This is a genomic window from Micromonospora sp. NPDC048999, from assembly GCF_040649295.1.
Classification (GTDB): Bacteria; Actinomycetota; Actinomycetes; order Mycobacteriales; family Micromonosporaceae; genus Micromonospora.
Genome location: NZ_JBEZFI010000028.1, coordinates 37056 through 55851, shown reverse-complemented (window position 1 = coordinate 55851; position 18796 = coordinate 37056). Strand labels below are relative to the sequence as shown.

General features: G+C 70.0%; 21 protein-coding genes. 7 read left to right on the top strand and 14 right to left on the bottom strand.

The features are described 5' to 3' along the window. Positions 1–5 precede the first annotated feature (5 nt). Positions 6–1664 carry a glycerol-3-phosphate dehydrogenase/oxidase gene (locus AB0C02_RS24105; protein ID WP_357551056.1) on the top strand — a complete coding sequence of 553 codons (1659 nt, stop codon included), beginning with the start codon at positions 6–8 and terminating at the stop codon, positions 1662–1664. Next, positions 1661–3190, top strand: coding sequence for an FGGY-family carbohydrate kinase (locus tag AB0C02_RS24100; protein ID WP_357551055.1), 1530 nt, complete (start codon positions 1661–1663; stop codon positions 3188–3190). The genes AB0C02_RS24105 and AB0C02_RS24100 overlap by 4 nt, the downstream gene beginning before the upstream one ends. On the opposite strand, the gene AB0C02_RS24095 is transcribed toward AB0C02_RS24100, so the two are convergent. The 3 genes from AB0C02_RS24095 to AB0C02_RS24085 all read right to left on the bottom strand — a co-directional run bounded on the left by AB0C02_RS24095 (position 3163) and on the right by AB0C02_RS24085 (position 5699). Beyond that, positions 3163–3681 carry a hypothetical protein gene (locus AB0C02_RS24095; protein ID WP_357551054.1) on the bottom strand — a complete coding sequence of 173 codons (519 nt, stop codon included), beginning with the start codon at positions 3679–3681 and terminating at the stop codon, positions 3163–3165. The genes AB0C02_RS24100 and AB0C02_RS24095 overlap by 28 nt on opposite strands. 198 nt (positions 3682–3879) lie before the next feature. Then, positions 3880–4542 (bottom strand): response regulator transcription factor, encoded by a 663-nt coding sequence (locus AB0C02_RS24090; protein ID WP_357551053.1) that lies wholly within the window; start codon positions 4540–4542, stop codon positions 3880–3882. Next, positions 4530–5699, bottom strand: coding sequence for a histidine kinase (locus AB0C02_RS24085; protein ID WP_357551052.1), 1170 nt, complete (start codon positions 5697–5699; stop codon positions 4530–4532). The genes AB0C02_RS24090 and AB0C02_RS24085 overlap by 13 nt, the downstream gene beginning before the upstream one ends. A gap of 131 nt (positions 5700–5830) precedes the next feature. Between AB0C02_RS24085 and AB0C02_RS24080 the strand changes: the two genes are divergently transcribed. The 3 genes from AB0C02_RS24080 to AB0C02_RS24070 are packed head-to-tail and all read left to right on the top strand — an operon-like array spanning position 5831 to position 6962. Next, positions 5831–6256 (top strand): DUF6069 family protein, encoded by a 426-nt coding sequence (locus AB0C02_RS24080; RefSeq protein WP_357551051.1) that lies wholly within the window; start codon positions 5831–5833, stop codon positions 6254–6256. 2 nt (positions 6257–6258) lie between these two features. After that, a complete protein-coding gene (locus tag AB0C02_RS24075) occupies positions 6259–6528 on the top strand; it encodes a hypothetical protein (RefSeq protein WP_357551050.1) in 270 nt (89 codons plus the stop codon). Continuing rightward, positions 6498–6962, top strand: coding sequence for an alpha/beta hydrolase (locus AB0C02_RS24070; RefSeq protein WP_357551049.1), 465 nt, complete (start codon positions 6498–6500; stop codon positions 6960–6962). Before AB0C02_RS24075 ends, AB0C02_RS24070 begins: the two co-directional genes overlap by 31 nt. On the opposite strand, the gene AB0C02_RS24065 is transcribed toward AB0C02_RS24070, so the two are convergent. The 5 genes from AB0C02_RS24065 to AB0C02_RS24045 all read right to left on the bottom strand — a co-directional run bounded on the left by AB0C02_RS24065 (position 6931) and on the right by AB0C02_RS24045 (position 10721). Further along, positions 6931–7377 carry a DUF6623 family protein gene (locus AB0C02_RS24065; protein ID WP_357551048.1) on the bottom strand — a complete coding sequence of 149 codons (447 nt, stop codon included), beginning with the start codon at positions 7375–7377 and terminating at the stop codon, positions 6931–6933. The genes AB0C02_RS24070 and AB0C02_RS24065 overlap by 32 nt on opposite strands. Before the next feature lie 33 nt (positions 7378–7410). After that, complete coding sequence (locus tag AB0C02_RS24060; RefSeq protein ID WP_357551047.1) at positions 7411–7863, bottom strand: hypothetical protein; 453 nt, start codon at positions 7861–7863, stop codon at positions 7411–7413. Positions 7864–7876: 13 nt separating this feature from the next. Beyond that, the gene (locus AB0C02_RS24055; protein ID WP_357551086.1) at positions 7877–8815 is read right to left on the bottom strand and encodes a DUF6623 family protein; all 939 of its coding nucleotides are present in this window, start codon (positions 8813–8815) and stop codon (positions 7877–7879) included. 410 nt (positions 8816–9225) lie between these two features. Continuing rightward, positions 9226–9942 (bottom strand): polysaccharide deacetylase family protein, encoded by a 717-nt coding sequence (locus AB0C02_RS24050; RefSeq protein ID WP_357551046.1) that lies wholly within the window; start codon positions 9940–9942, stop codon positions 9226–9228. After that, positions 9939–10721 (bottom strand): glycosyltransferase family A protein, encoded by a 783-nt coding sequence (locus AB0C02_RS24045; RefSeq protein ID WP_357551045.1) that lies wholly within the window; start codon positions 10719–10721, stop codon positions 9939–9941. Before AB0C02_RS24045 ends, AB0C02_RS24050 begins: the two co-directional genes overlap by 4 nt. Before the next feature lie 271 nt (positions 10722–10992). Between AB0C02_RS24045 and AB0C02_RS24040 the strand changes: the two genes are divergently transcribed. Then, positions 10993–11364 carry a metalloregulator ArsR/SmtB family transcription factor gene (locus AB0C02_RS24040; protein ID WP_357551044.1) on the top strand — a complete coding sequence of 124 codons (372 nt, stop codon included), beginning with the start codon at positions 10993–10995 and terminating at the stop codon, positions 11362–11364. 47 nt (positions 11365–11411) lie between these two features. Here the strand turns inward: AB0C02_RS24040 and AB0C02_RS24035 are convergent, their stop codons facing one another. The 6 genes from AB0C02_RS24035 to AB0C02_RS24010 form a co-directional block, all read right to left on the bottom strand. Beyond that, positions 11412–12095: a VTT domain-containing protein gene (locus tag AB0C02_RS24035; protein ID WP_357551043.1), complete on the bottom strand. Its 684-nt coding sequence runs from the start codon at positions 12093–12095 to the stop codon at positions 11412–11414. 34 nt (positions 12096–12129) lie between these two features. Then, positions 12130–12678 carry a phosphatase PAP2 family protein gene (locus tag AB0C02_RS24030; protein ID WP_357551042.1) on the bottom strand — a complete coding sequence of 183 codons (549 nt, stop codon included), beginning with the start codon at positions 12676–12678 and terminating at the stop codon, positions 12130–12132. A gap of 107 nt (positions 12679–12785) precedes the next feature. Continuing rightward, positions 12786–14180: a HAMP domain-containing sensor histidine kinase gene (locus tag AB0C02_RS24025; RefSeq protein WP_357551041.1), complete on the bottom strand. Its 1395-nt coding sequence runs from the start codon at positions 14178–14180 to the stop codon at positions 12786–12788. Further along, positions 14173–14850, bottom strand: a complete 678-nt coding sequence (locus AB0C02_RS24020; protein ID WP_357551040.1) for a response regulator transcription factor — start codon at positions 14848–14850, stop codon at positions 14173–14175. The genes AB0C02_RS24025 and AB0C02_RS24020 overlap by 8 nt, the downstream gene beginning before the upstream one ends. A gap of 109 nt (positions 14851–14959) precedes the next feature. Then, positions 14960–15730: a hypothetical protein gene (locus AB0C02_RS24015; RefSeq protein ID WP_357551039.1), complete on the bottom strand. Its 771-nt coding sequence runs from the start codon at positions 15728–15730 to the stop codon at positions 14960–14962. 184 nt (positions 15731–15914) lie between these two features. Beyond that, the gene (locus AB0C02_RS24010) at positions 15915–16901 is read right to left on the bottom strand and encodes a DUF4331 family protein (protein ID WP_357551038.1); all 987 of its coding nucleotides are present in this window, start codon (positions 16899–16901) and stop codon (positions 15915–15917) included. 558 nt (positions 16902–17459) lie between these two features. Here AB0C02_RS24010 and AB0C02_RS24005 point away from each other — a divergent pair. Further along, entirely contained in the window at positions 17460–18731 is a 1272-nt protein-coding gene (locus AB0C02_RS24005; RefSeq protein ID WP_357551037.1) for a beta-propeller fold lactonase family protein, read from the top strand. Positions 18732–18796 lie beyond the last annotated feature (65 nt).

The following is an 18796-nucleotide window of genomic DNA, read 5'->3' as shown; positions in this document are numbered from 1 at the left end:
TCCTCATGTCTCACCCACAGACCGATGCCGACAACCTCGTCGACCTCGTGATCATCGGCGCCGGCGTCAACGGCCTCGCCATCGCCAGAGATGCCGCCAGTCGGGGCCTGAGCGTCGTCGTGGTCGACCGCGGGGACGTCGGCGCCGGCACCACGGCCACCTCCAGCCGGCTCATCCACGGCGGCTTGAAATACCTCGAACGCTACGACTTCACCCTGGTGCACGAGTCCATCCGCGAACGTCACCTGCTGTTCGGCACCGCGCCGCACCTGGTGCGCGACTACCCCATGCTCATCCCGTTCTACACCGGGGACAGCCGTCCGGGACCCCTGATCCGCCTCGGCCTGGCCGCGTTCGACGTCCTGGCCGCCGGCCGCGGGCGGGGACGCAGCCGGGGCCTGTCCGTCCGGGCGATCACCCGGCGCTGGCCCCGCCTCGCCCCCACCGGGCTGCGCGGCGGGGTGCTCTTCAACGACGCTCAGGTGCCGTGGGCCGAGCGGCTCTGCGTCGAACTGCTGCTGGACGCCGAGCGGCTGGGTGCGCGAGTGCTGACGTACACCACGGTGACCGGCCTGCTGGTGGCGGACCGGCGGGTGCACGGGGTCCGCACCCGTGACAACCGGTCGGGGCACGAGGGGGAAATCCGGGGCCGCCTCACGATCAACGCCGCCGGGCCGTGGATCGACCGGATCCTCGACGGCCAGGTCGAGAGCCGACGCCTCAACGGCGGCACCAAGGGCAGTCACATCATCATCGACCCGTTCCCGGGTGCCCCGGACACCTGCATCTTCTTCGAGGCCGCCGCGGACCAGCGCCCGATCTTCATCTTCCCGTGGGAGGGCCGGTACGTCCTCGGCAGCACCGACCTCACGTACGACGGGGATCTGGACGAGGTGGTCGCCAGCGACGCCGAGATCAACTATCTGCTCACCGAGGCCAACCGGCTGTTCCCCCAGGCCGGCCTCACCCCGGACGACGTGCTCTACAGCGTCGCCGGAATCCGCCCGTTGCCCTACACCGCCGACGTGTCGGACAACGCCAAAATCAGTCGTGGGCACACGGTGCTCGACCACGCGCCCACGTACCAGGGGCTGCTCACGATCATCGGCGGCAAGCTGACCACCCACCGCGCTCTCGCCGAAGACGCCACCGACGAGGCGCTGAGGCTGCTCGGCCGGCCGCGGCAACGGTGCACCACCCGTACCCGGCCGCTGCCCGGCGCCGACACCCCGGACTGGTACGCGTTCCGGGCGGACTTCGCGCGCTCGGCCGCCCCGTTCACGCCGGCGCAGGCGGCCCGGCTGTTGGACATCTACGGGGTCCGGGCCCGCCGGGTCCTCGAACTCGCGGTAGCCGACCCCACCCTGGCTGAAGTCGTCGACGAACGGACCGGGGCGGTCGCCGCCGAGGTGGTCATGGCCTTCCGCGAGGAGCGGGCGGTGACCTTGGCCGACGTGCTGCTGCGCCGTACGCTGGTCGGCCTCGGCCCGGACATGGCCATGTCGGCGGCTCTGACCTGCGCGGACGTCGGCGTACGGCATCTTGGTTGGGACCGTGGGCGGGCCGACGCCGAGGTGGCCGCCTACCGGACGGAGCTGCGGCGCTTCCGCCCGCGCGGACTGGACCCGGCACCGGCCGGAACGAGCGACAGGAGGGCGTCGTGACGACTCCGCACACCTGCTATTTGGGGGTCGACGTCGGCCTCACCGCCACCAAGGTGGCCGCCTTCGACGTCGTCGGGAACGAGCTTGCCGTTGTGCACGCCCGGACGCCGCGCACCAGCGTCACCGCCCACCGCCACGACGTCGACATGACCGCACTGGCCGACACGGTGCTGTCGCTGCTCGCCGAGGTGAGCGGCAAGCTCGCCGCCGAGGGGTACGCCCCGGCCGGCGTCGGCGTGGCGGCGCACGGCAACGGCATCTACCCGGTCGACGAGGCCCTGCGCCCGATCGGGCCAGCCATCGCCTCGTCGGACAGCCGGGCGCAGCACATCGTCCAGGCGATCCCGCCCGAGGGGTCCCGCCGGCTGGCCCGGGAGACCGGCTCGATCCCCTGGGCCGCCCAGCCCGCCGTCCTGCTGCGCTGGCTGCGGGACGCCGAGCCGGCAACCTACGCGGCCACCCGCTGGGTGCTGTCCTGCAAGGACTGGGTCACCGCGCAACTCACCGGGGTGGCCAGCGCGGACTACAGCGACGCCAGCGCGTTCGGCATGGTCGCGCTCGACACCCGCGGCTACACCCCGACGGCCCTGGAACTGGTCGGCCTGCCCGCCTCTGACCTTGACCGGTTCCCGCCGCTGCGCCGGTCCGACGAGGTGGTCGCGGGACTGAGCGCGGCAACGGCGGCCCGCACCGGGCTGCCCGAGGGCCTGCCGGTCATCGCCGGATGCATGGACTGCGTGGCCGCCACCCTCGGCGCCGGCGGACGAGAGCTCGGGGACGGGACGATCATCGTCGGCACCTGGGCGATCAACGGGGTGGTCGTGCCCGCGGGCACACCCGCCCCGGACGTCACGCTCAGCGCGTTCATGCCCGACCCGGCCACCATGCTGGCCATGGAGGTGGCACCGACGTCGGCGGCGAACCTCGAATGGCTCGCCTGCGCCGGGGTCCCCCACCAGCAGGCCGGCGGCATCGCCGCGGCGGAGTTGCTGCAGGAGGCCGCCACGGTGCCACCGGGTGCCGACGGCCTGCTGTTCCTGCCCTTCGTCAACGGCTCGCCCGAGCACCCTTCGGCGTCCGGCACCTTCCTCGGCATCTCCAGCAACCATCGTCGCGGCCACCTCACCCGGGCGGTCATCGAAGGGGTCGCGCAGTACCACCGGGTGCAGCTCGACCGGGTGCTGGCCAGCGGCGCGGACGTCAGTGACCGGCCGTGGCGGCTGGCCGGGGGCGGCGCGCGCTCCACGGTGTGGGCGCAGATCTTCGCCGATGTGCTCGGCCGCCCGGTCCGCCGGCAGCTCACCAGCGAACTCGGCGCCCGTGGCGTCGCCTCGCTGCTGCCCGGCGCCCTGGGCCACGACGTACCGCCGTGGACCGTCAACGACGAGGACGACCTGTGCGTCCATCCGGGGCCGGATCGCGCCGCGTACCTGGAGCACGCGCGGGTGTTCGACCGGTGTCTCGCCGGCATGTCATCGGTGTGGTCCGAGGTGGAGCGCTACCGTACGGCCGACCGCGACTCCTGACGCGCCGACGGTTCGTCCCCGCCTCGGCCTGGTCCGTTGCGGGGACGAACCGGCGCGACCACCATCGGCCAGTCGTCCTCGAAGGCCAGTAGCTCGTCCAGCGGAACATCCGGGCCTGCGGTGAGAACGACGGTCGCCTCGGCCAGGCCTGCGGACAGCGCCGGGTCGACCGCCGTCTCCTCGTGCAGGACCACCACGGCTTGCGGGTCGACGGCCGACCGCCCTGGGAAGCCTGCCGGGTCCACGCCGACCTGCTGCAACACGGCCGGGTAGACGGCGATGTCGACCACCAGCTGGCCGCCGGCGAGTGCGCGCTCGGCCCAGCCGTCGGTCTGCACCAGGTAAACCACCCCGTCGCCCTCGTAACAGCACCCGCCGAGCCGGGCCACGGCACGCTCCCCAGGCGTGCCGTCGGGATCGACGACGAGGACGGCCACGGGCACGTGGGGGTCGTCGGGGTTGACGCCGGGGCGGACATACAGCCGAGCCATGGGCGACATCGTAGGGGTGGCCCCGACGCCGACAGCAACCCGCTGGCAGGACCCAACGACCCTCGCTCACGCCAGCCAGCGCTGATTTGCGCGAACCGCCGAAGGCGCAGGCCAGTCGGGGAGGGCACCCCCGGACTGGCCACGCCTGCCGACGGCTCGGTGTCGCACCGGTCGCCGGCGGTCTTCGGGAGCCCGCTGTCAGGCGAGGCCGGCGTCGTGGGCGAGGAGCGCTATCTGCGTACGGTTGTCGAGATCGAGCTTGGTCAGGATGTGCGACACGTGGGTCTTCACGGTGGCCAGGGTCATGCCGAGCGCGGCGGCTGTCTCGGCGTTGTTGCGGCCCTGGCCGATCGCCACCACGACGTCGTGCTCGCGTGGGCTGAGCGCCGCGAGGGTGGCCTTGGCCCGGGCGTACGCGCCGGCCTGGACGGCGACCCGGTCCATCAGCCGGCGGGTGATCCGCGGGGACAGGATCGGCTCGCCGGCCGCGACCTGCCGTACCGCCTCGGCGATCCGGGCCGGCGGGGTGTCCTTGAGCAGGAAGCCGCTGGCCCCGGCACGCAGCGCGTGCAAGACGTTCTCGTCGGTGTCGAACGTGGTCAGCACGATGATCTCGGGCGGCCGCGGACGCGCCCGTAGGCGGCGGGTGGCGGTGATGCCGTCGACCCGGGGCATACGCAGGTCCATGAGCACGACATCAGGGGCGTGCGCGTCGGCCGCGGCCGGCACCTGGTCGCCGTCGGCGGCCTCGCCGACAACTACGATGCCCTGGGCGCCGTCAAGCATCATGGTCAGCCCGGCACGGACAAGCGCGTCGTCGTCGACGACGAGTACGCGCACCGGCGGGGTCACGCCGGCCATGGTATCGAGGCGTGCAGCCGGAACTCCCCGCCGACCGCCTGGTGGTCGAGCCGCCCGCCGGCCAGGTGCACCCGCTCGGTGAGCCCGACCAGCCCGGCACCCCCGGACCATCCGGGCGGCGCCCCGCCCTCCGGCGTCAGCGCGTTGCGGACGTCGATCTCCAGGCCCGCGCCGGGTCCGCCGCGCAGGGCGACCTGGACCGGCTGGCCGGCGGCGTGTTTACGGGCATTGGTCAGGCCCTCCTGGATCACCCGGTACGCCGTGCGGGCCACCGACGGGGGCGCCTCGGCCGGCTCGTCCACCGCCTCGCGCAACAGCACCTCGGTGCCGGCGTCGCGGGATTCCTCGACCAGGCGCGGGACGTCGGCCAGCACCGGCTGCGGGCGGTTGCCGTCGCTGTGCGACGGGCCGTCGTCGCGCAAAAGCGAGATCACCTCACGCAGTTCGTCGAGCGCCTGGTGCACACCGTCCCGGACAACCCCCGCCGCCCGGGACAACTGCTCGGGCGCGGAGTCCGGACGGTATTCCAGCGCGCCGGCGAACGTGGCCAGCAGCGACAGGCGATGGGCGAGGACGTCATGCATCTCCCGGGCGATCTTGCGGCGTTCCAGCATGCGCGCCTCGGCCACCCGGCGGCCCTGCTCCGCCTCGGCGCGGCGGGCCCGCTCGTGCAGCGAGCGGATCAACGCCTCGCGGGCCTGCGCCCACGCACCCCAGGCGAGCAGCGCGCCGTAGCCTACGGTGACCAGCGCCAGCCACCAGCCGTACGAAATGCCGCCGTTGGACCGCCAGGCACCCTGGACCGCGTGCGCGGCGAGCCCGGCCGCCGCCACCGCGATCGCCATCGGGGAGCGCCGGCGCCGCGCCACCTGCAGCATGCCGATCGTGGCCGGTGGGGTGGCCGCCGGCGACACCGCGGCCAGCACGGTGAGCACGGCGGTGGTGGCGGCCGGCCGCCACAGCGCCAACGGCGTCAGCAGCCAGCTCAGCGCACCGGCCGTGAGGTCGAGCACGAGCAGCGGCCCGGGCGGATGGTCGCTCCACCAGCCCAGGATCGTCGCCGCGATCAGCACGCCGGACGCGCCCAGCATCGCGGCGAGCGCCGCGCTGCTGGGACGGCGGTCGCAGTCTTCCGACCCGAGGGAGAAGCTGTTCACCCGGCGAGGCTAACCGGCGGCCGGTGGGGGCCGACACCTTCCAAAGTTGGTGGTCGAGCTCTCCTAAGAGAGGACTGGCGCCGCCCGTGGTCCGATGTGTCCACCCGGCCCGAACCGCGACGCTCATCGGCATGACGAACGACATGCAGCAGACCAACACGACCAGGACCACCGCACGGCGTACCGGCCGGGCGATCACCATCGCCGGCGCAGCGGCCGGCGCTCTCCTCCAGTGGGTCGTCGCCGACCCCTGGGCCGGCATCGACCTCGCCGTCCGCCAGGGCGACACCACCCAGCACATCGGCCCGGCCGCCGTCGTGGTGGCCGCGCTGATCGCCGGCCTGGCCGCCTGGGGCCTGCTCGCGCTGCTGGAACGTACCGTTCGCCGCCCCGCCCGGACGTTCCGGATCATCGCGCTGATCGTGCTGGTGCTCTCGCTGGTCGGCCCGCTGGCCAGCGGCGTTGGCATCAGCAGCCGGCTGGTGCTGCTCGGCATGCACCTGACCGTCGGCGCGGCGCTGATCATCGGGTTGCCCGGCCGACGGAACTGCCGATAAGGATGGACATCCTGCCGATCGGATACGTCATCTCCGTGGCGCTCCTGGCGTTCTGCATCGCCGCCGCCGTGATCGGGCCACGGCCCGCCCACACGACCCTGAGCTACTGGGGATTCTGGGTGACCTATTTGATCAACGAGCTGCCGTTCCTCGCCCTTTACGCGCTGGCCGCGGACAGCGTCCTCGCGTTCGTGCAGGGCGACCTCACCTCACCCGGTGGCCTGGTCGCGTTCCCGTCGCGGTGCTCACCGCGGCCCGCCTCGCCGTCCTGATCCGGCGGGCGCTCGCGACCGGCGCGGTGCTGCGGCGGGCCCTCGCCGACGACGCCGGCATCGAACTGCCGCCGGCGCGTCGGCCGTGGGCGCACCTCCTGCTGGCCCCGTTCGCCGTCAGGCGTCGTGACGTCGTCCGGGTCGGGAATATCGCGTACGGCGACGCCGGCAGGCGCAACCTGCTCGACGTCTACCACCGGCGGGACCGTCCCACCGGCGGGCCGGTCCTGGTGTACTTCCACGGGGGCGGCTTCAGGACCGGGCACAAGCGCTGGGAGGGCCGTGGCCTGCTGCACCACCTCGCCGCCCAGGGCTGGGTGTGTGTGAGCGCCAACTATCAGCTCGCCGGCCGGCTGCCTGATCGAAACGCTGACCTTGCCGACGTGGCCTGTCAGGGGTGGTTCACGGGAGGAAGTCCACGCCTGCGGCGCTGATCTCCATGGTGTTCTGCTGGTCGGTTGTCCCGTTGAACCGTACGCCGAGGGTCACCCCGACGCCCCAGAGCACCTTCGGTCGGTTCTGCACTCCGAACCGATACATTCCCCATGCGGACGGTGCGAGTGACAGTCCGTCGTGCGTGGCGATCCTCCCCTCGCCGTCGTACACGTGCACGTTGGTCACCGCGGCCTGGTTCGACTCGCAGCGCAGGCGTACCAGCGCCGAATCGATCGTCAGCCGGTTGTCGTTGACGATCACCGGTGTCGGAATTCCGAAGTGCAGCCAGTTCGTCGTGCCCGGCTTGCCGATCAGCCGGATGAAGAATCCGGCTCGCCATTCGCTCCTGATCCGGTCGGGAGACTCGACCGTCAGGCTGTGCCCGTGCGTCCACATCGCCTGTGCCAAGGCCATGGCCGTACCCTCTCGTCGCGTTTCGGTCGTTGCTCAGCTGTCGCGCAGCTTGGAGCGGGAAAGATCGCGGATGGTCGCCGAGTCGCTGCTGTCGGCCAGCCGCGCCAGGGACTGCTGGAGCCTCGGGGTCAGCGAGGGCCCGAGGGACCGGATGACCAGCTTCTCCACACCGACGTCACCGGCGTCGATGAGCCGCTCGGCCACCCGGTTGCGGGCGTCCTCCCGCAGGTTGACCAGGGCCGACGCGGAGGCGATCCGCAGCAGCGGCTGATCGCTCGCGGCGGCCTCGCGGACGACCTGCTCCCCGGCGGTGGGGTCGACCAGGCTGGCCGCGTAGACGGCCTTGCTGGCCAGCATCACGTTGTCGTCGCGCGCGAGGACCCGCAGGTGTTCGGCCGCCTCCGGTCCGGCCGCCGCGGCGATGGCCCGGTAGTCGGGCTCATCGCTGCTCAGCAGGCGTCGCAGTTCTTCCAGTGAAATCGGCATGTCTTGTCCCGCCTCACGGATTGATCGTCAGTGGGCTGTTCCGCATGGTCGTGATCTCGGAGTTGATGAGGTCCGGGGGTATTTTCGTGATGTTGTCGGTGCCGTTGCCGGTCATCAGCCGCTTGTTGTCGTCGACGTGGATGAGGCCGAGGACGTGCCCCACCTCGTGTCCGAGCGTCCACCGGCTCGCGCCGCTGGCCACGACCGCGCCCGGGCGCCCGTCGGGATGTGCCGCGCAGCCGTTCAACGGCGGGTTGGTTGCCTGGACGAAGTAGACGACGACGTCGTTCGTGCCGACATTGTTGCGGTTGCCGAACAGTGTGCGCTGCTCCTCCGTTGTGACGCCCATGCGGCACTCGCCGACGTCGAGGACGTTGAGCGCGGGCAGGTTGAGGTTCTCGTCGCTGGCGCGGACGACCCGGAAGCCGGCCGGCTCGTACACTTCGCGCATTCCGGTGATCATCTGGTCGATGGTGAACCGCGTCGGCGCGGTGAGCACCTTGACGTGTAGTCGGACGGTCTCCAGCAGTTTGAAGTCGCATCCGGCGGCGGCGAACTCCAGCGTGTTCTGCGCGTCGGTGCTACCGGAGAAGCGGACGCCGATCGAGATGCCGATCCCCCACAGCACGTCGGGCTTGCCCGGCACGTCGAAGCGGGCCAGCCCGAACGTCGAGGGTGACTGGTTGAGCCCGTCGTGGGTGGCGATGCGGCGCTCACCGTCGTACACGTGGACGTTCGTCACCGCGGCGGCGCCGGAGTTGGCGCGGAAACGCAGCATGACCGAATCCGTCATCTGGCGCTTGTCTTTCACGATGACCGACGTCGGTATCGCGAAATGAAGCCAGTTGGTGGTGTTGGGCTTACCGACCACGCGGCTGAAGAATCCCGCACGCCAGGTGCTGGCCAATGCGGCGGGATTTTCCACCCGCATGGTGTGTCCGTGGGTCCACATCGCCTGAGTGATCACAACAGCACCACACCCTTTGTCCGAGGTTGACAAAGCCTGAGATGAAGCGACGCGCCGGGGAATCGAATCGACCTATTCGGCTTCCCACATGCTTACCCAGCGTCGTCGTCGCCGCTATCGGGTGGGCGACAGACGAGGTCCGGCCGCCCCGGACCGGGCTGGGGTCAGCATCCCGCCCCGACGGCGCCCCCACCAAGTCGCGAAATTGTGCCTTGAATACGGAGGGTCGCGCTTGCCTTCGAAGACGGGCAGACACCGGTATCCCCCTGAGGCATGAAGTGCCCCAGAGGCATACCGGCCTCGGGGAAGGTGCCCCCCTCGCCTTGGTGAGATCACTTCACCCGGACAGAACACCAGCGACAATTCCTCATCGATGGAGGGGGCGTTTCGAAGGTCTACGCCTGGTACGCCGGCACGCCGAGCAGTTCGTCCACCGTCACGAACCGGTAGCCTCGGGCCAGCAGCCCGTCGATCGTCTCCCGCACCGCGACGACCGTCTCGGCGCGGTTGCCGCCCCGGCCGTCGAACCCGTCGTGGAAGATGAGGATCGAGCCAGGGCGCGTCTTGGCGATGGCGCGGCGGGCCATCCGTACGCCGGACAGCTGAAACACCTCCAGCGCATGGCCGAACTCACCGGCGACCGGGTGCAGGCCGCTTCGGCGCAGCATCCGCAGCAGGGCCGGCTGGCGCCACAGCCAGGGTGTGCGGGCCAGCGCTGGAGTTCGGCCGGTGACTCGCGCCAGGATGCGTTGGGTCCGCTCGACCTCCCGCTCGTACGCTCTCGGCCGCAGGTATGTGCCGAACCGGTGGCTCAGCGAATGGTTGCCCATGACGTGGCCGGCGTCGACCACGCGTAGGGCGACCTCGGGGTGGCGCTCGACGCATTGTCCGACGTGGAAGAAAGTTGCTCGGATATCGCGTGCCGCCAGGATATCGAGGATCTGTGAGGTGTACGGCTCGTTCGGGCCGTCGTCGAACGTCAGCGCCACGACCCGTTCGTCGGGCGGGCCGTGGTAGGGGTAGTCGCGGGAGGACGGGGCGAACGGCGACATCAGCAGCCAGTACGCCGCGCCGATCATGGCCAGCAGCAACAGCCCGGTCAGGATGATCATCTGGCTGCCTCACGGCCGGCTGCCACGGTTGCCCCGAACGACCCGGCGTGGGCGCGGAACGTCGGCGCCGATCCGAGTACGCGCCGCCGCGCGATCCGGTTCACGGCGTAGGTAAGCAGGTAGTGCACAGGCAGGGTCACGAACAGGTTGTACGTCAGCCCGCGGGTGAGCCTGCGACCCGACGTGTAGGTCGGGTTGCGATGGTCGTAGACGACTCGGCCCTCTTTCCGCAGCCGGCGCAGCTGGTCGAGCTCGTCGCCACCCTGCGTCAGGTTGGTGTCGTAACCCGTCCAGGCCTCGCGGCGGAACGCGATGTTCGTCGCGCTCGCGTACACGGCACGGCCGGTCAGTCGGTAGACGCCGTTGACCGCTCCGAACAGTATCCGGCTGTAGAGCCGGCCCCACCGAGGGCCATCTTCGTACCGGCAGGGGCCGACGACCGCGACGATGCGTTCATCGCCGCGAAATCGCGCGTCGATACGGCTGAGCCAATCACGGCCGTAGACCGTGTCGGCGTCGGCCGAGACGACGATCTCACCGCGTGCCGCCTCCGTGCCACGCTGGCGGGCGTCGCACACCCCGGGTACCGGCTCGACCACGACCCGCGCGCCGAGGTCGCGGGCGATGCCCGCGGTGTCGTCCGTGCAATTGTTGTCGACCACGATGATCTCGCACGCCCCGTCGAAGTCCTGCTTCTGCAGGGACAGGAGGGTGTCGGTGAGATAGCCGGCCTCATTGAAGCACGGGATGACGACGCTGAACCTGGGCCTCTCTACCATGTGCATCAGTGTTGGGCAGCGGGTCCGCCGAGACGATCCGGAAGTCCCCCGACTTCAACCGGGGGCTATCCCCCCGAGGCGCGTTGGGTTTCCCCTAAGTGGTCCGCGTCGGAAGTCCTCCGGGTTGACGGGGCGGTGCTGGTGTGGGTGTTCTGGCGCTCCCCCATCCGGCCGCCGACGCGGCCGCCACGGGTCAAGCCGGCTCCCTATCCGCAAACTGGCGGTGACCGGGTTTTGGTTCCACCAGCGTATCGATGATGCTGGTGGAACTATGGAAGGCGTGGGAACTGCGAAAACACCTACTCCTGCCGTCTCGCCCCTTGCCGGCGAGCCGATGAAACGTGCCGACGCCGAGCGGCTCGCGGGAACGCTGAAGGCATTCGCCGACCCGGCCCGGCTGCGACTGCTCAGTCTGATTCAGTCCGCACCGGAGGGCGAGGCGTCCGTCAGTGACCTCACCGCGCCGCTTGGCCTCTCCCAGCCGACCGTGAGTCATCACCTTCGGATCCTCACCGAGGCTGGCCTGCTCGAGCGCGAGAAGCGGGGCGTCTGGGCGTACTACCGCCTTGTGCCGTCCGCGATCGCGGCGATCGCCGACCTGTTGACTCCGCCCCGCAAGCGGGCGGTGCGGAAGACACGCTGAGCGCTCCCCTCGAAAGCCGGTCCACGACCGGGCACCGCCGGAGCCGGTCATCGCTGAAGACCCGGCTGCGCCCCTGCCTGGCTCGTGTCCGCCGGCGCGGCTTTGCGTCGGGAGCGGAGCAGTTGGACGCCGATCGGCAGCAGGGAGGCCGCCACGATGCCGACGAGGATGAACTCGATGTTGGCCTTGACGAAGGCGATCTGGCCGAGGAAGTAGCCGAGGACGGTGATGCCGGCGCCCCAAAAGACCCCGCCGAGAATGTTGAAGATCAGAAACGTGCGGTAGGGCATGCGGGAAATGCCGGCGATGATCGGGGTGAAGGTTCGGACGACGGGTACGAAGCGGGCCAGTACGATCGATCGGGCACCGTAACGGGTGAAGAAGGCGTCGGCCCGTTCCACGTACTCCCTCCTGAACAGCCGTGAGTCCGGTCGGCGGAACAGGCTCGGGCCGACGCGCCGGCCGAACAGGTACCCGACCTGATCGCCGGCGATGGCGGCCACGGCCACCAGCAGGCACAACAACCACAGCGGCTGGTGCACGTAGCGGCCGTCGGCGACGAGCAGCCCGGCGGTGAACAGCAGCGAGTCACCCGGCAGGAAGAAGCCGATCAGCAGTCCGGACTCCGCGAAGACGACGGCGAGGATGCCGATCAGCCCGAACGTGGAGATCAGCCACTGCGGATCGAGGAAACCGGGCCCGGCGGCGAGGAGCGCCTGCGGCGTTGACACGAGGAAACCTCCAGAAGAGCGAAGCAGGCGTGGGTCAGTGGCCGGTGGCGGCGCTCGGCCGGTGGCGCCGCGCCCATCGGTCGTACGCCCGCCCGCCGGCCTGCACGACAATGACGGCGGCGGCGGCGAGGAGCGCGCCGACGAGCACGTCCGCCGGGTAGTGCACGCCCGTCCAGATGCGGGCAAATCCGATGACGAGGGCCAGCACCGACAGCGCTGCCCCCCAACGCCAGGACAGGAACGCCCCGACCGCGAAAGCCACCGCGAACGCCGCCGTGGCGTGATCGCTGGGCAGTGACGGCCCAGGGTCGTGCGGGATCAGCTGATGCACCGAATGGGTCTGGAACGGTCGCACCTCGCTGCTGACGGCCGCCACCACCTGCCCGGCCACGAAGGCCACCCCGAGCACTGCCGCCACCCGCACCAGCGCCGCCCGCGCTTGCCGCAGGCCGCCCAACAGGGGCACCGCCGCGGCGACGCCGAGCACGTAGATCAACCAGACCGCCGCCCATTCGAAGACGTCGTCGATCTGGTCGTTCCGTCCGGCTGCGGCGTTGATGAGCTGGAACAGGTGGTAGTTCATCGCGTTCTCGGCTTCCCGGCTGACCCGGCTCCACCACGCGGCCGGCTACCTCCAGCGTGCGGCGGGAAGGCTGAGAGGAGCCTGAAACGCCCGGTGGGCTGGGCCGGTCAGCCGGGCGGGGCGCCGTCGAGCGGCAGGAGGATCCGGACGGTCGTTCCCGGTCCGGGCAGCACCTGCACGGTTCCGCCGTGCGCGGCGACGATCTCCTTGGTGATCGGCAGGCCCAGGCCGCTGCCACCGTCGGCGCGGGACCTGCTGTCGTCAAGTCGAACAAAACGGTCGAAGATTCGCTCGCGCTGCTCCTCGGGAACGCCCGGCCCGTCGTCGGTGACGTCGACGCAGCCCCACCCGTCACGGACGGCCACCCGCAGGATCACCTCGGAGCGCGCGTGCCGGGCGGCGTTGTCGGCCAGGTTGCGCAGGGCCCGGCCGAGGTCGTGCGCGTCGCCGCGGACCCGTACGGGGGCGAGTTGGGCGCGGACGGTCAGGTCCGGTCGGCGGGTGGTGATCCGGTCCCGCTCCGTATAGGCGAGGTCGTCCAGGTCGACGTCGTCGTGGCGCCGGGTGGGACCGCGCTCGTCGATGCGCGCCAGCAGGAGGAGGTCGGCCACGAGGCGGCCGAGGCGTTGCGACTCCCGGCGCAGCAGTCCGACCAGTTCGGCGTTGTCGCCGGGCAGTGGTGCGATCGCCAGCCGGTCCAGGCCGGCCTGCAAGGTGGCCAGCGGGCTGCGCAGTTCGTGGCTGGCGTCGGCGACGAACCGTCGTTGGCCCGCTGCTGATGTCTCCAGGCGGTCGAGCATGCCGTTCATCGTCTCGGCCAGCGCCGCCACCTCATCGTGCGCTTCGGGCACCGGCACCCGGGCGTGCAGGTCTCGGGCGGTGATGCCGGCGACCCGGCCGCGGATCGCCTCGACCGCGTGCAGCGACCGACCGACGAATACGAAGACCGCCGCGCCGATCACCAGCAGCATCGGCGGCAGCCCGACGGCCAGGATCGCGGCGACGGCCTCCGTGCTTTCGTTGACCGGCCGCAGGGACTGCGCCACCAGCACCGTGCGGGTGCCGGTGCCGGTGGTCACCCCCTCGGCGACCACCCGATACGGGTCTTCGTCGGCGAACGGCAGCAACCGTTGCTCCCGCAGCACCTCGCCCGGTTGGGGTCGCAGGGGGGACAGCGGCGCGGCGCCGGCGAGCGCCGCCGAGGCGGCCTCCACCTTTCCGGACGGGGCAAGGACCTGCACCAGGGTCTGTTCCCCGGGACTGGGCTTCAACGTCTGGTCGATTGCACCCTGACCGCCGCCGGCCACTGCCGAGGCCACCTCGGCGGCCCGTTGTCTCGCTGTCGCGTCCACGTTGGCGACCAGGTCCGCGCGGGCCAGGTAGACGAACGCCGCCGCCCCGACGGCGAAGGCGAAGGCCACCGCCAGCGCGGCGGCCAGCGCCGACCGTAGCCGTACTCCCAGCCGCCGGCGCACCCATCGGGCCAGGCTGCCGTCAGCCACCGTCGGCCGCCAGCCGATATCCCATGCCGCGCTCCGTCTGGATCGCCGTCCGGCCGAACGGCTGGTCGATCTTGCGGCGCAGGTAGCCGATGTACACCTCGACGATGTTGGGGTCGCCGTCGAAGTGGGCGTCCCAGACGTTCTCGATGATCTGGGTCTTGGACACCACGTCGCCACGGTGCCGGACGAGGAACTCCAGCAGCGCGAACTCCCGCGCGGTCACCCGGACCGGCTGCCCACCCCGGGTGACCAGCCGCCGCGCGGGATCCACCGCCAGGTCGCCCGCGGTCATCACCACCGGGCGGGCGGGGGCGCCCCGCCGGACCAACGCCCGCAGCCGGGCCACCAACACCACGAAAGAGAAGGGCTTGGTCAGGTAGTCGTCGGCGCCGAGATCCAGGGCGTCGGCCTGGTCGTACTCGCCCTCCTTGGCGGTGAGCATCAGCACCGGCGTCCAGATTCCCCGCGACCGCAGCTGTCGGCACACCTCGTAGCCGCTGAGGCCGGGCAGCATGATGTCGAGCACGACGACGTCGTAGGCATGCTCGCTGGCCGCCCACAGCCCGTCCGGGCCGGTGTGTTGGACGTCGACGGCGAAGCCCTCATCAGTGAGGCCGGCGCGGAGCACCTCGGCGAGCGCCGTTTCGTCCTCGACCACGAGCAGTCGCACCAGATCCGCCTTTCTGTCCCGGCCCCGCCATCCGCGGCGGGTCGACGCTTCCGATAGTCCCTCGGGGGATGGCCCGGCGACCCGTCGTGGCTACCTCGTCGTGGCGCGTTCACCGCTGTGGCGCCGCAGCCCTGCGGTCCACCGTCACAGGGGCGTCCCGCTTTGACACGCCCAGGTAGATCATCAGGACCGCGATCGTCGCGAGGAAGGATCCGCTGGTGAGCACCGTTCCGAGACCGAGACCACCGTCGCCGCGATCCTGGGAGAGATAGTCGCCCAGCGACGCGCCGAGCGGGCGGGTCAGCACGTAGGCGATCCAGAACGCCAGGATCGGATTCATCCACGACCCGGCGTACGCGGACGCCACCACGGCGATCAACGCGGCGAAGATCAGCCCCGAGCGCCAGTACCCGAGGTCGAGGCCCTCTGCCAGGAGGTCGCCGGCGGCGGTTCCGAGCGCGAAGGTGAACAGGATCGCCGCCCAGTAGAAGCTCTCCCGCCGCGTGGTGACGATCGAGTGGATCGACAGTGTCCCTTCGCTGCGGTGCCAGGCGACGAAGGTGGCCACGAGAAGCACGGCGAACACCGCGGTGGTCACCGTCAGCGGCACGCCGAGGTTGTCAGTCAGGTTGTCCGTGATCAGCGTGCCGACGATGCTGATCAACACGACCGCCAGCCAGTAGATCCCCGCCGTGTACCGGGCCGTGCGGAACTGCCAGACGAGCACGGCCGCCAGCGCGACGGCCATGATCAGCGTCGTGCCGGTCAGGCCGAGGTGAAGGTTGACGTTGAGAAAGTCCGCCGCGGTCTCGCCCACCGTGGTCGACAGCACCTTGATGATCCAGAAGTAGACGGTGACTTCCGGAACCTTGTTCATCATCTGCCGGACTCGCTGCGGGCTGCTTTGCGTGTTTAGCGTCATACACGGCAAACTTCCACTCTCATCCTGAGAGCAGGCTGAAGCGCCGTGCTGGCCCGGTCAGCGCCCGGCCGTACAGCCGGAAAGCTGCCGGTCGACGATGTGGCCGTCGGTCACCTGACTGTCGGCGTAGTTTTGCGTTGACCTAAGGGTTGGGTGGGCCGAGGTACGGGAATTGCCACGTGAGGTCGTTGTGCGGCTTGAGACCGGTCGGGGAGATCTTGCCGTAGGTCAGCCACCCAAAGCGATAGCTGAAGACGTCATCGATGAGTTTACGGCCGTTGGGGTAGGAGACCGGTTTGGTGCGGTCATAGCGCAGGATGTCGGGCAGGACCTGCAGGGCGGTCTCCTTGGCCTCCTCCGGTGAGTAGCCACCCTTCTCCAGCATCTGGGACCACGGGCCCAGGTAGTTGGCCACATCGTCGGCGGGCTGCCGAGAGTTGTAGAGGTTCTTCTCACCGTCGGGGTTGATGAACGGGTTGATGGTCGGGTTCCCACCGCGGTCCATCTGCTCCAGCGCGCCGTCGCTGCGCCGGCTGATCGAGGCCCACACTCCGATCACCGGACCGGGGCCGAGCAGGTCGGTGGGCACCTCCAGCGCGATGCAGTCGACGTTGTTGCCGGCGAAGTCGTCGTGCCCGGTCCACTTCATTCCGTGCAGGGCACCCTCGACATCGGCGAAGAACGGGTCGCTGCGCAGCCCGACGAACAGCCGGATCTGCCCTGGCTCGGCGACCATGACCGGCTGGGCCGTGCCGTCGAAGCTGACCGGAATGGACTCGGCGAGCACCAGACCGGCCGGCTCGGGCTGGCGAGCGTCGGGGCCGGTGGCGTACCAGGCGGTCCCGGTCTGGCTGCCGTTCTCGTACTCCGAGAAGACGAACGTAAACGCGACGTCGGCCTGCGCATCGCCATCAGTGTCGATGTTGACCCGATAGACCGCGCCGGGATAGAACTCCGGGCCGGTGGTGGGGGCCGGTATCGGAGGCGGCGCACTGGTCGGATTCGAGTCGATGATCAGCGTCGTCTTGCTGGGGTCCTCAGGGGAGGTGAAGACGTACAAGTCCGTAAGGTCGAGGCGACGGTCGTCGCCGGGAAACTTGAGATTATCGGCGCTGAAGTGGTTGGACACGGTGACTCCTTCGCAGGGCTCGGCCTCTGCGAGACCTAGCCGGGGCCTCCCGAGATGGGCATGCCGGTGAACAATGAGGTCGACGTGCAGGGCTAGGCGGGCAAGCGCCGGAGTAGCCACATCCGCAACGTCCTCCTCCCGGCTGACGCTGCCACAAGATCGGTGGACGGCGGTGGAGTGCGGCGGCGATCACCTGACTGGGCGATGGTCGTCGATTCCGTCATCCGACCGAACCGATGGACCTACCGCTCATCAGCTCTGGGACGGCGGGCCGCCAGGTGCACCCGCCGCGACGACCGAAGATCGTCTTCGACCGAGAATTATGGGTACGACCCTCAGCAAGGTGGGCTACGCGGTAGCCTCGGCCTAGATCGGCTCCCCGTTTCCGGGGATGGAGAGGCGCCCACAGGACCGGAACCGACACGAGCAAAGTGGCCCTCTGTTCGCTTCGCCCACGTCTTGTGCGGAGCCCCGTGGCGATTCCGGACGTCCGACTGGAACCTCGGCGAGAACCAGCTTGTCAACGGGCAGGATGCGGGGTGGATGATGGTACGGAAGATGACGGAGAAGCTCCGGGCTGGACAGGACGCCGCAGTGCCGGCCATGCAGGATGGCGGGCACCTCTACATGCAGACCAATGAGACCCGCAATGCCATCATCCACTTCCGTCGCTCTGCGGACGGCACGATCGTCGAGGTAGAACGCGAACCTACGGGCGGGCCTGGCTCCGGGACCTTCAAGCCCATCAGCCGACAGGACAGCGCGCCAAACGCGTTTGAGGGGGCCGGCAGCATCACCCTCACGCCGGATCGACGGTTTCTGTTCACCACCAACGGCGGCGACAACTCCGTCTCCAGCTTCAGCGTGGGCGCGGACGGCGCGCTCAGTCTGCTGGACTGCAAACCGACCGGCAACGCCGTGAGCGGCCGGAGCGGCACCGCCAAATCGCTGGCTTATGCCCCTTCGAGCAACACCCTCTATGTGCTGCACTCGTTCGGTCCCGATCACATCCGGCTGATGTCTGTCGACGGAGCGGGAAAGCTGACGGTGCGCCCGGAGCGGTACTCGGCGAACACCCATGACAAGCCGGACCGGGTGGCGACCATGGTCACGGTTTCGCCGGATGAGCGGTTCCTTTTCATCGGCACCACGTTCGACCAGCCGCCCACCGCGAATCCGGACGGCTCGCCGATTCTCTGGGTTCGGGGAGCGGACGGCAATCCCAAGTCGATCGCCTCGAACGAGCCAGATCCGGACGGCCTCGTCGTCTATCCCATCGGCCCGGATGGCACGCTCGGCGTTCCCTCGTTCCACGACGCGCACGGCGGCTCCCCCTTCTACATCGCCTTCCTGCACAACCGCCCGGACACCTTCGTCGTCGGATACGCGGTCGGCGACGGGATCGCCATGGGCACCATCGACGCGGACGGCCGGGTCAGCATCGGCCCGCTCACACAGATCGATACCAGCAAGGGCCTGCCTTCCGAACTCTGCTGGCTATCGGTCTCGCCGGACGACCGATGGGTCTTCGCGACACCCTTCGGCTACAGCAGCGTCAGCAGCTTCCGCCTCGACGGTACGACGATCGCGGTGGCACAGGACCCCGCGTGCCCCAGGGTTCCGGGGGACGGTGCCTTCCGGGCGCTCAACGGCACCGTCAGCAGCGGCCCGAGCGACAACTGGTTGAGCCCCGACGGCGCTTACCTCTACCAGATCTACGGAAACGCGTCGAAGCTGGTGGGCTACGCCGTCCAGGCGGACGGTTCGCTCGACGAGATCGCCAGCGTGTCGATCCCGTACAACAGCCCGCAGGGCTTGGCGGGCATCTGACACCCGTCACCCGCGAGCTGGTAACCGGACCTGCGCCGAATTGCCGGATTTGTTCTATTCATCGG

Bases quoted from the DNA above. Each gene is read 5' to 3' on its own strand.
- AB0C02_RS24105 (WP_357551056.1), top strand. From the start codon at position 6: ATGTCTCACCCACAGACCGATGCCGACAACCTCGTCGACCTCGTGATC.
- AB0C02_RS24095 (WP_357551054.1), bottom strand. From the start codon at position 3,681: ATGGCTCGGCTGTATGTCCGCCCCGGCGTCAACCCCGACGACCCCCAC.
- AB0C02_RS24090 (WP_357551053.1), bottom strand. From the start codon at position 4,542: ATGGCCGGCGTGACCCCGCCGGTGCGCGTACTCGTCGTCGACGACGAC.
- AB0C02_RS24080 (WP_357551051.1), top strand. From the start codon at position 5,831: ATGACGAACGACATGCAGCAGACCAACACGACCAGGACCACCGCACGG.
- AB0C02_RS24075 (WP_357551050.1), top strand. From the start codon at position 6,259: ATGGACATCCTGCCGATCGGATACGTCATCTCCGTGGCGCTCCTGGCG.
- AB0C02_RS24065 (WP_357551048.1), bottom strand. From the start codon at position 7,377: ATGGCCTTGGCACAGGCGATGTGGACGCACGGGCACAGCCTGACGGTC.
- AB0C02_RS24060 (WP_357551047.1), bottom strand. From the start codon at position 7,863: ATGCCGATTTCACTGGAAGAACTGCGACGCCTGCTGAGCAGCGATGAG.
- AB0C02_RS24055 (WP_357551086.1), bottom strand. From the start codon at position 8,815: ATGTGGACCCACGGACACACCATGCGGGTGGAAAATCCCGCCGCATTG.
- AB0C02_RS24050 (WP_357551046.1), bottom strand. From the start codon at position 9,942: ATGATCATCCTGACCGGGCTGTTGCTGCTGGCCATGATCGGCGCGGCG.
- AB0C02_RS24045 (WP_357551045.1), bottom strand. From the start codon at position 10,721: ATGGTAGAGAGGCCCAGGTTCAGCGTCGTCATCCCGTGCTTCAATGAG.
- AB0C02_RS24040 (WP_357551044.1), top strand. From the start codon at position 10,993: ATGGAAGGCGTGGGAACTGCGAAAACACCTACTCCTGCCGTCTCGCCC.
- AB0C02_RS24030 (WP_357551042.1), bottom strand. From the start codon at position 12,678: ATGAACTACCACCTGTTCCAGCTCATCAACGCCGCAGCCGGACGGAAC.
- AB0C02_RS24015 (WP_357551039.1), bottom strand. From the start codon at position 15,730: ATGATGAACAAGGTTCCGGAAGTCACCGTCTACTTCTGGATCATCAAG.
- AB0C02_RS24005 (WP_357551037.1), top strand. From the start codon at position 17,460: ATGACGGAGAAGCTCCGGGCTGGACAGGACGCCGCAGTGCCGGCCATG.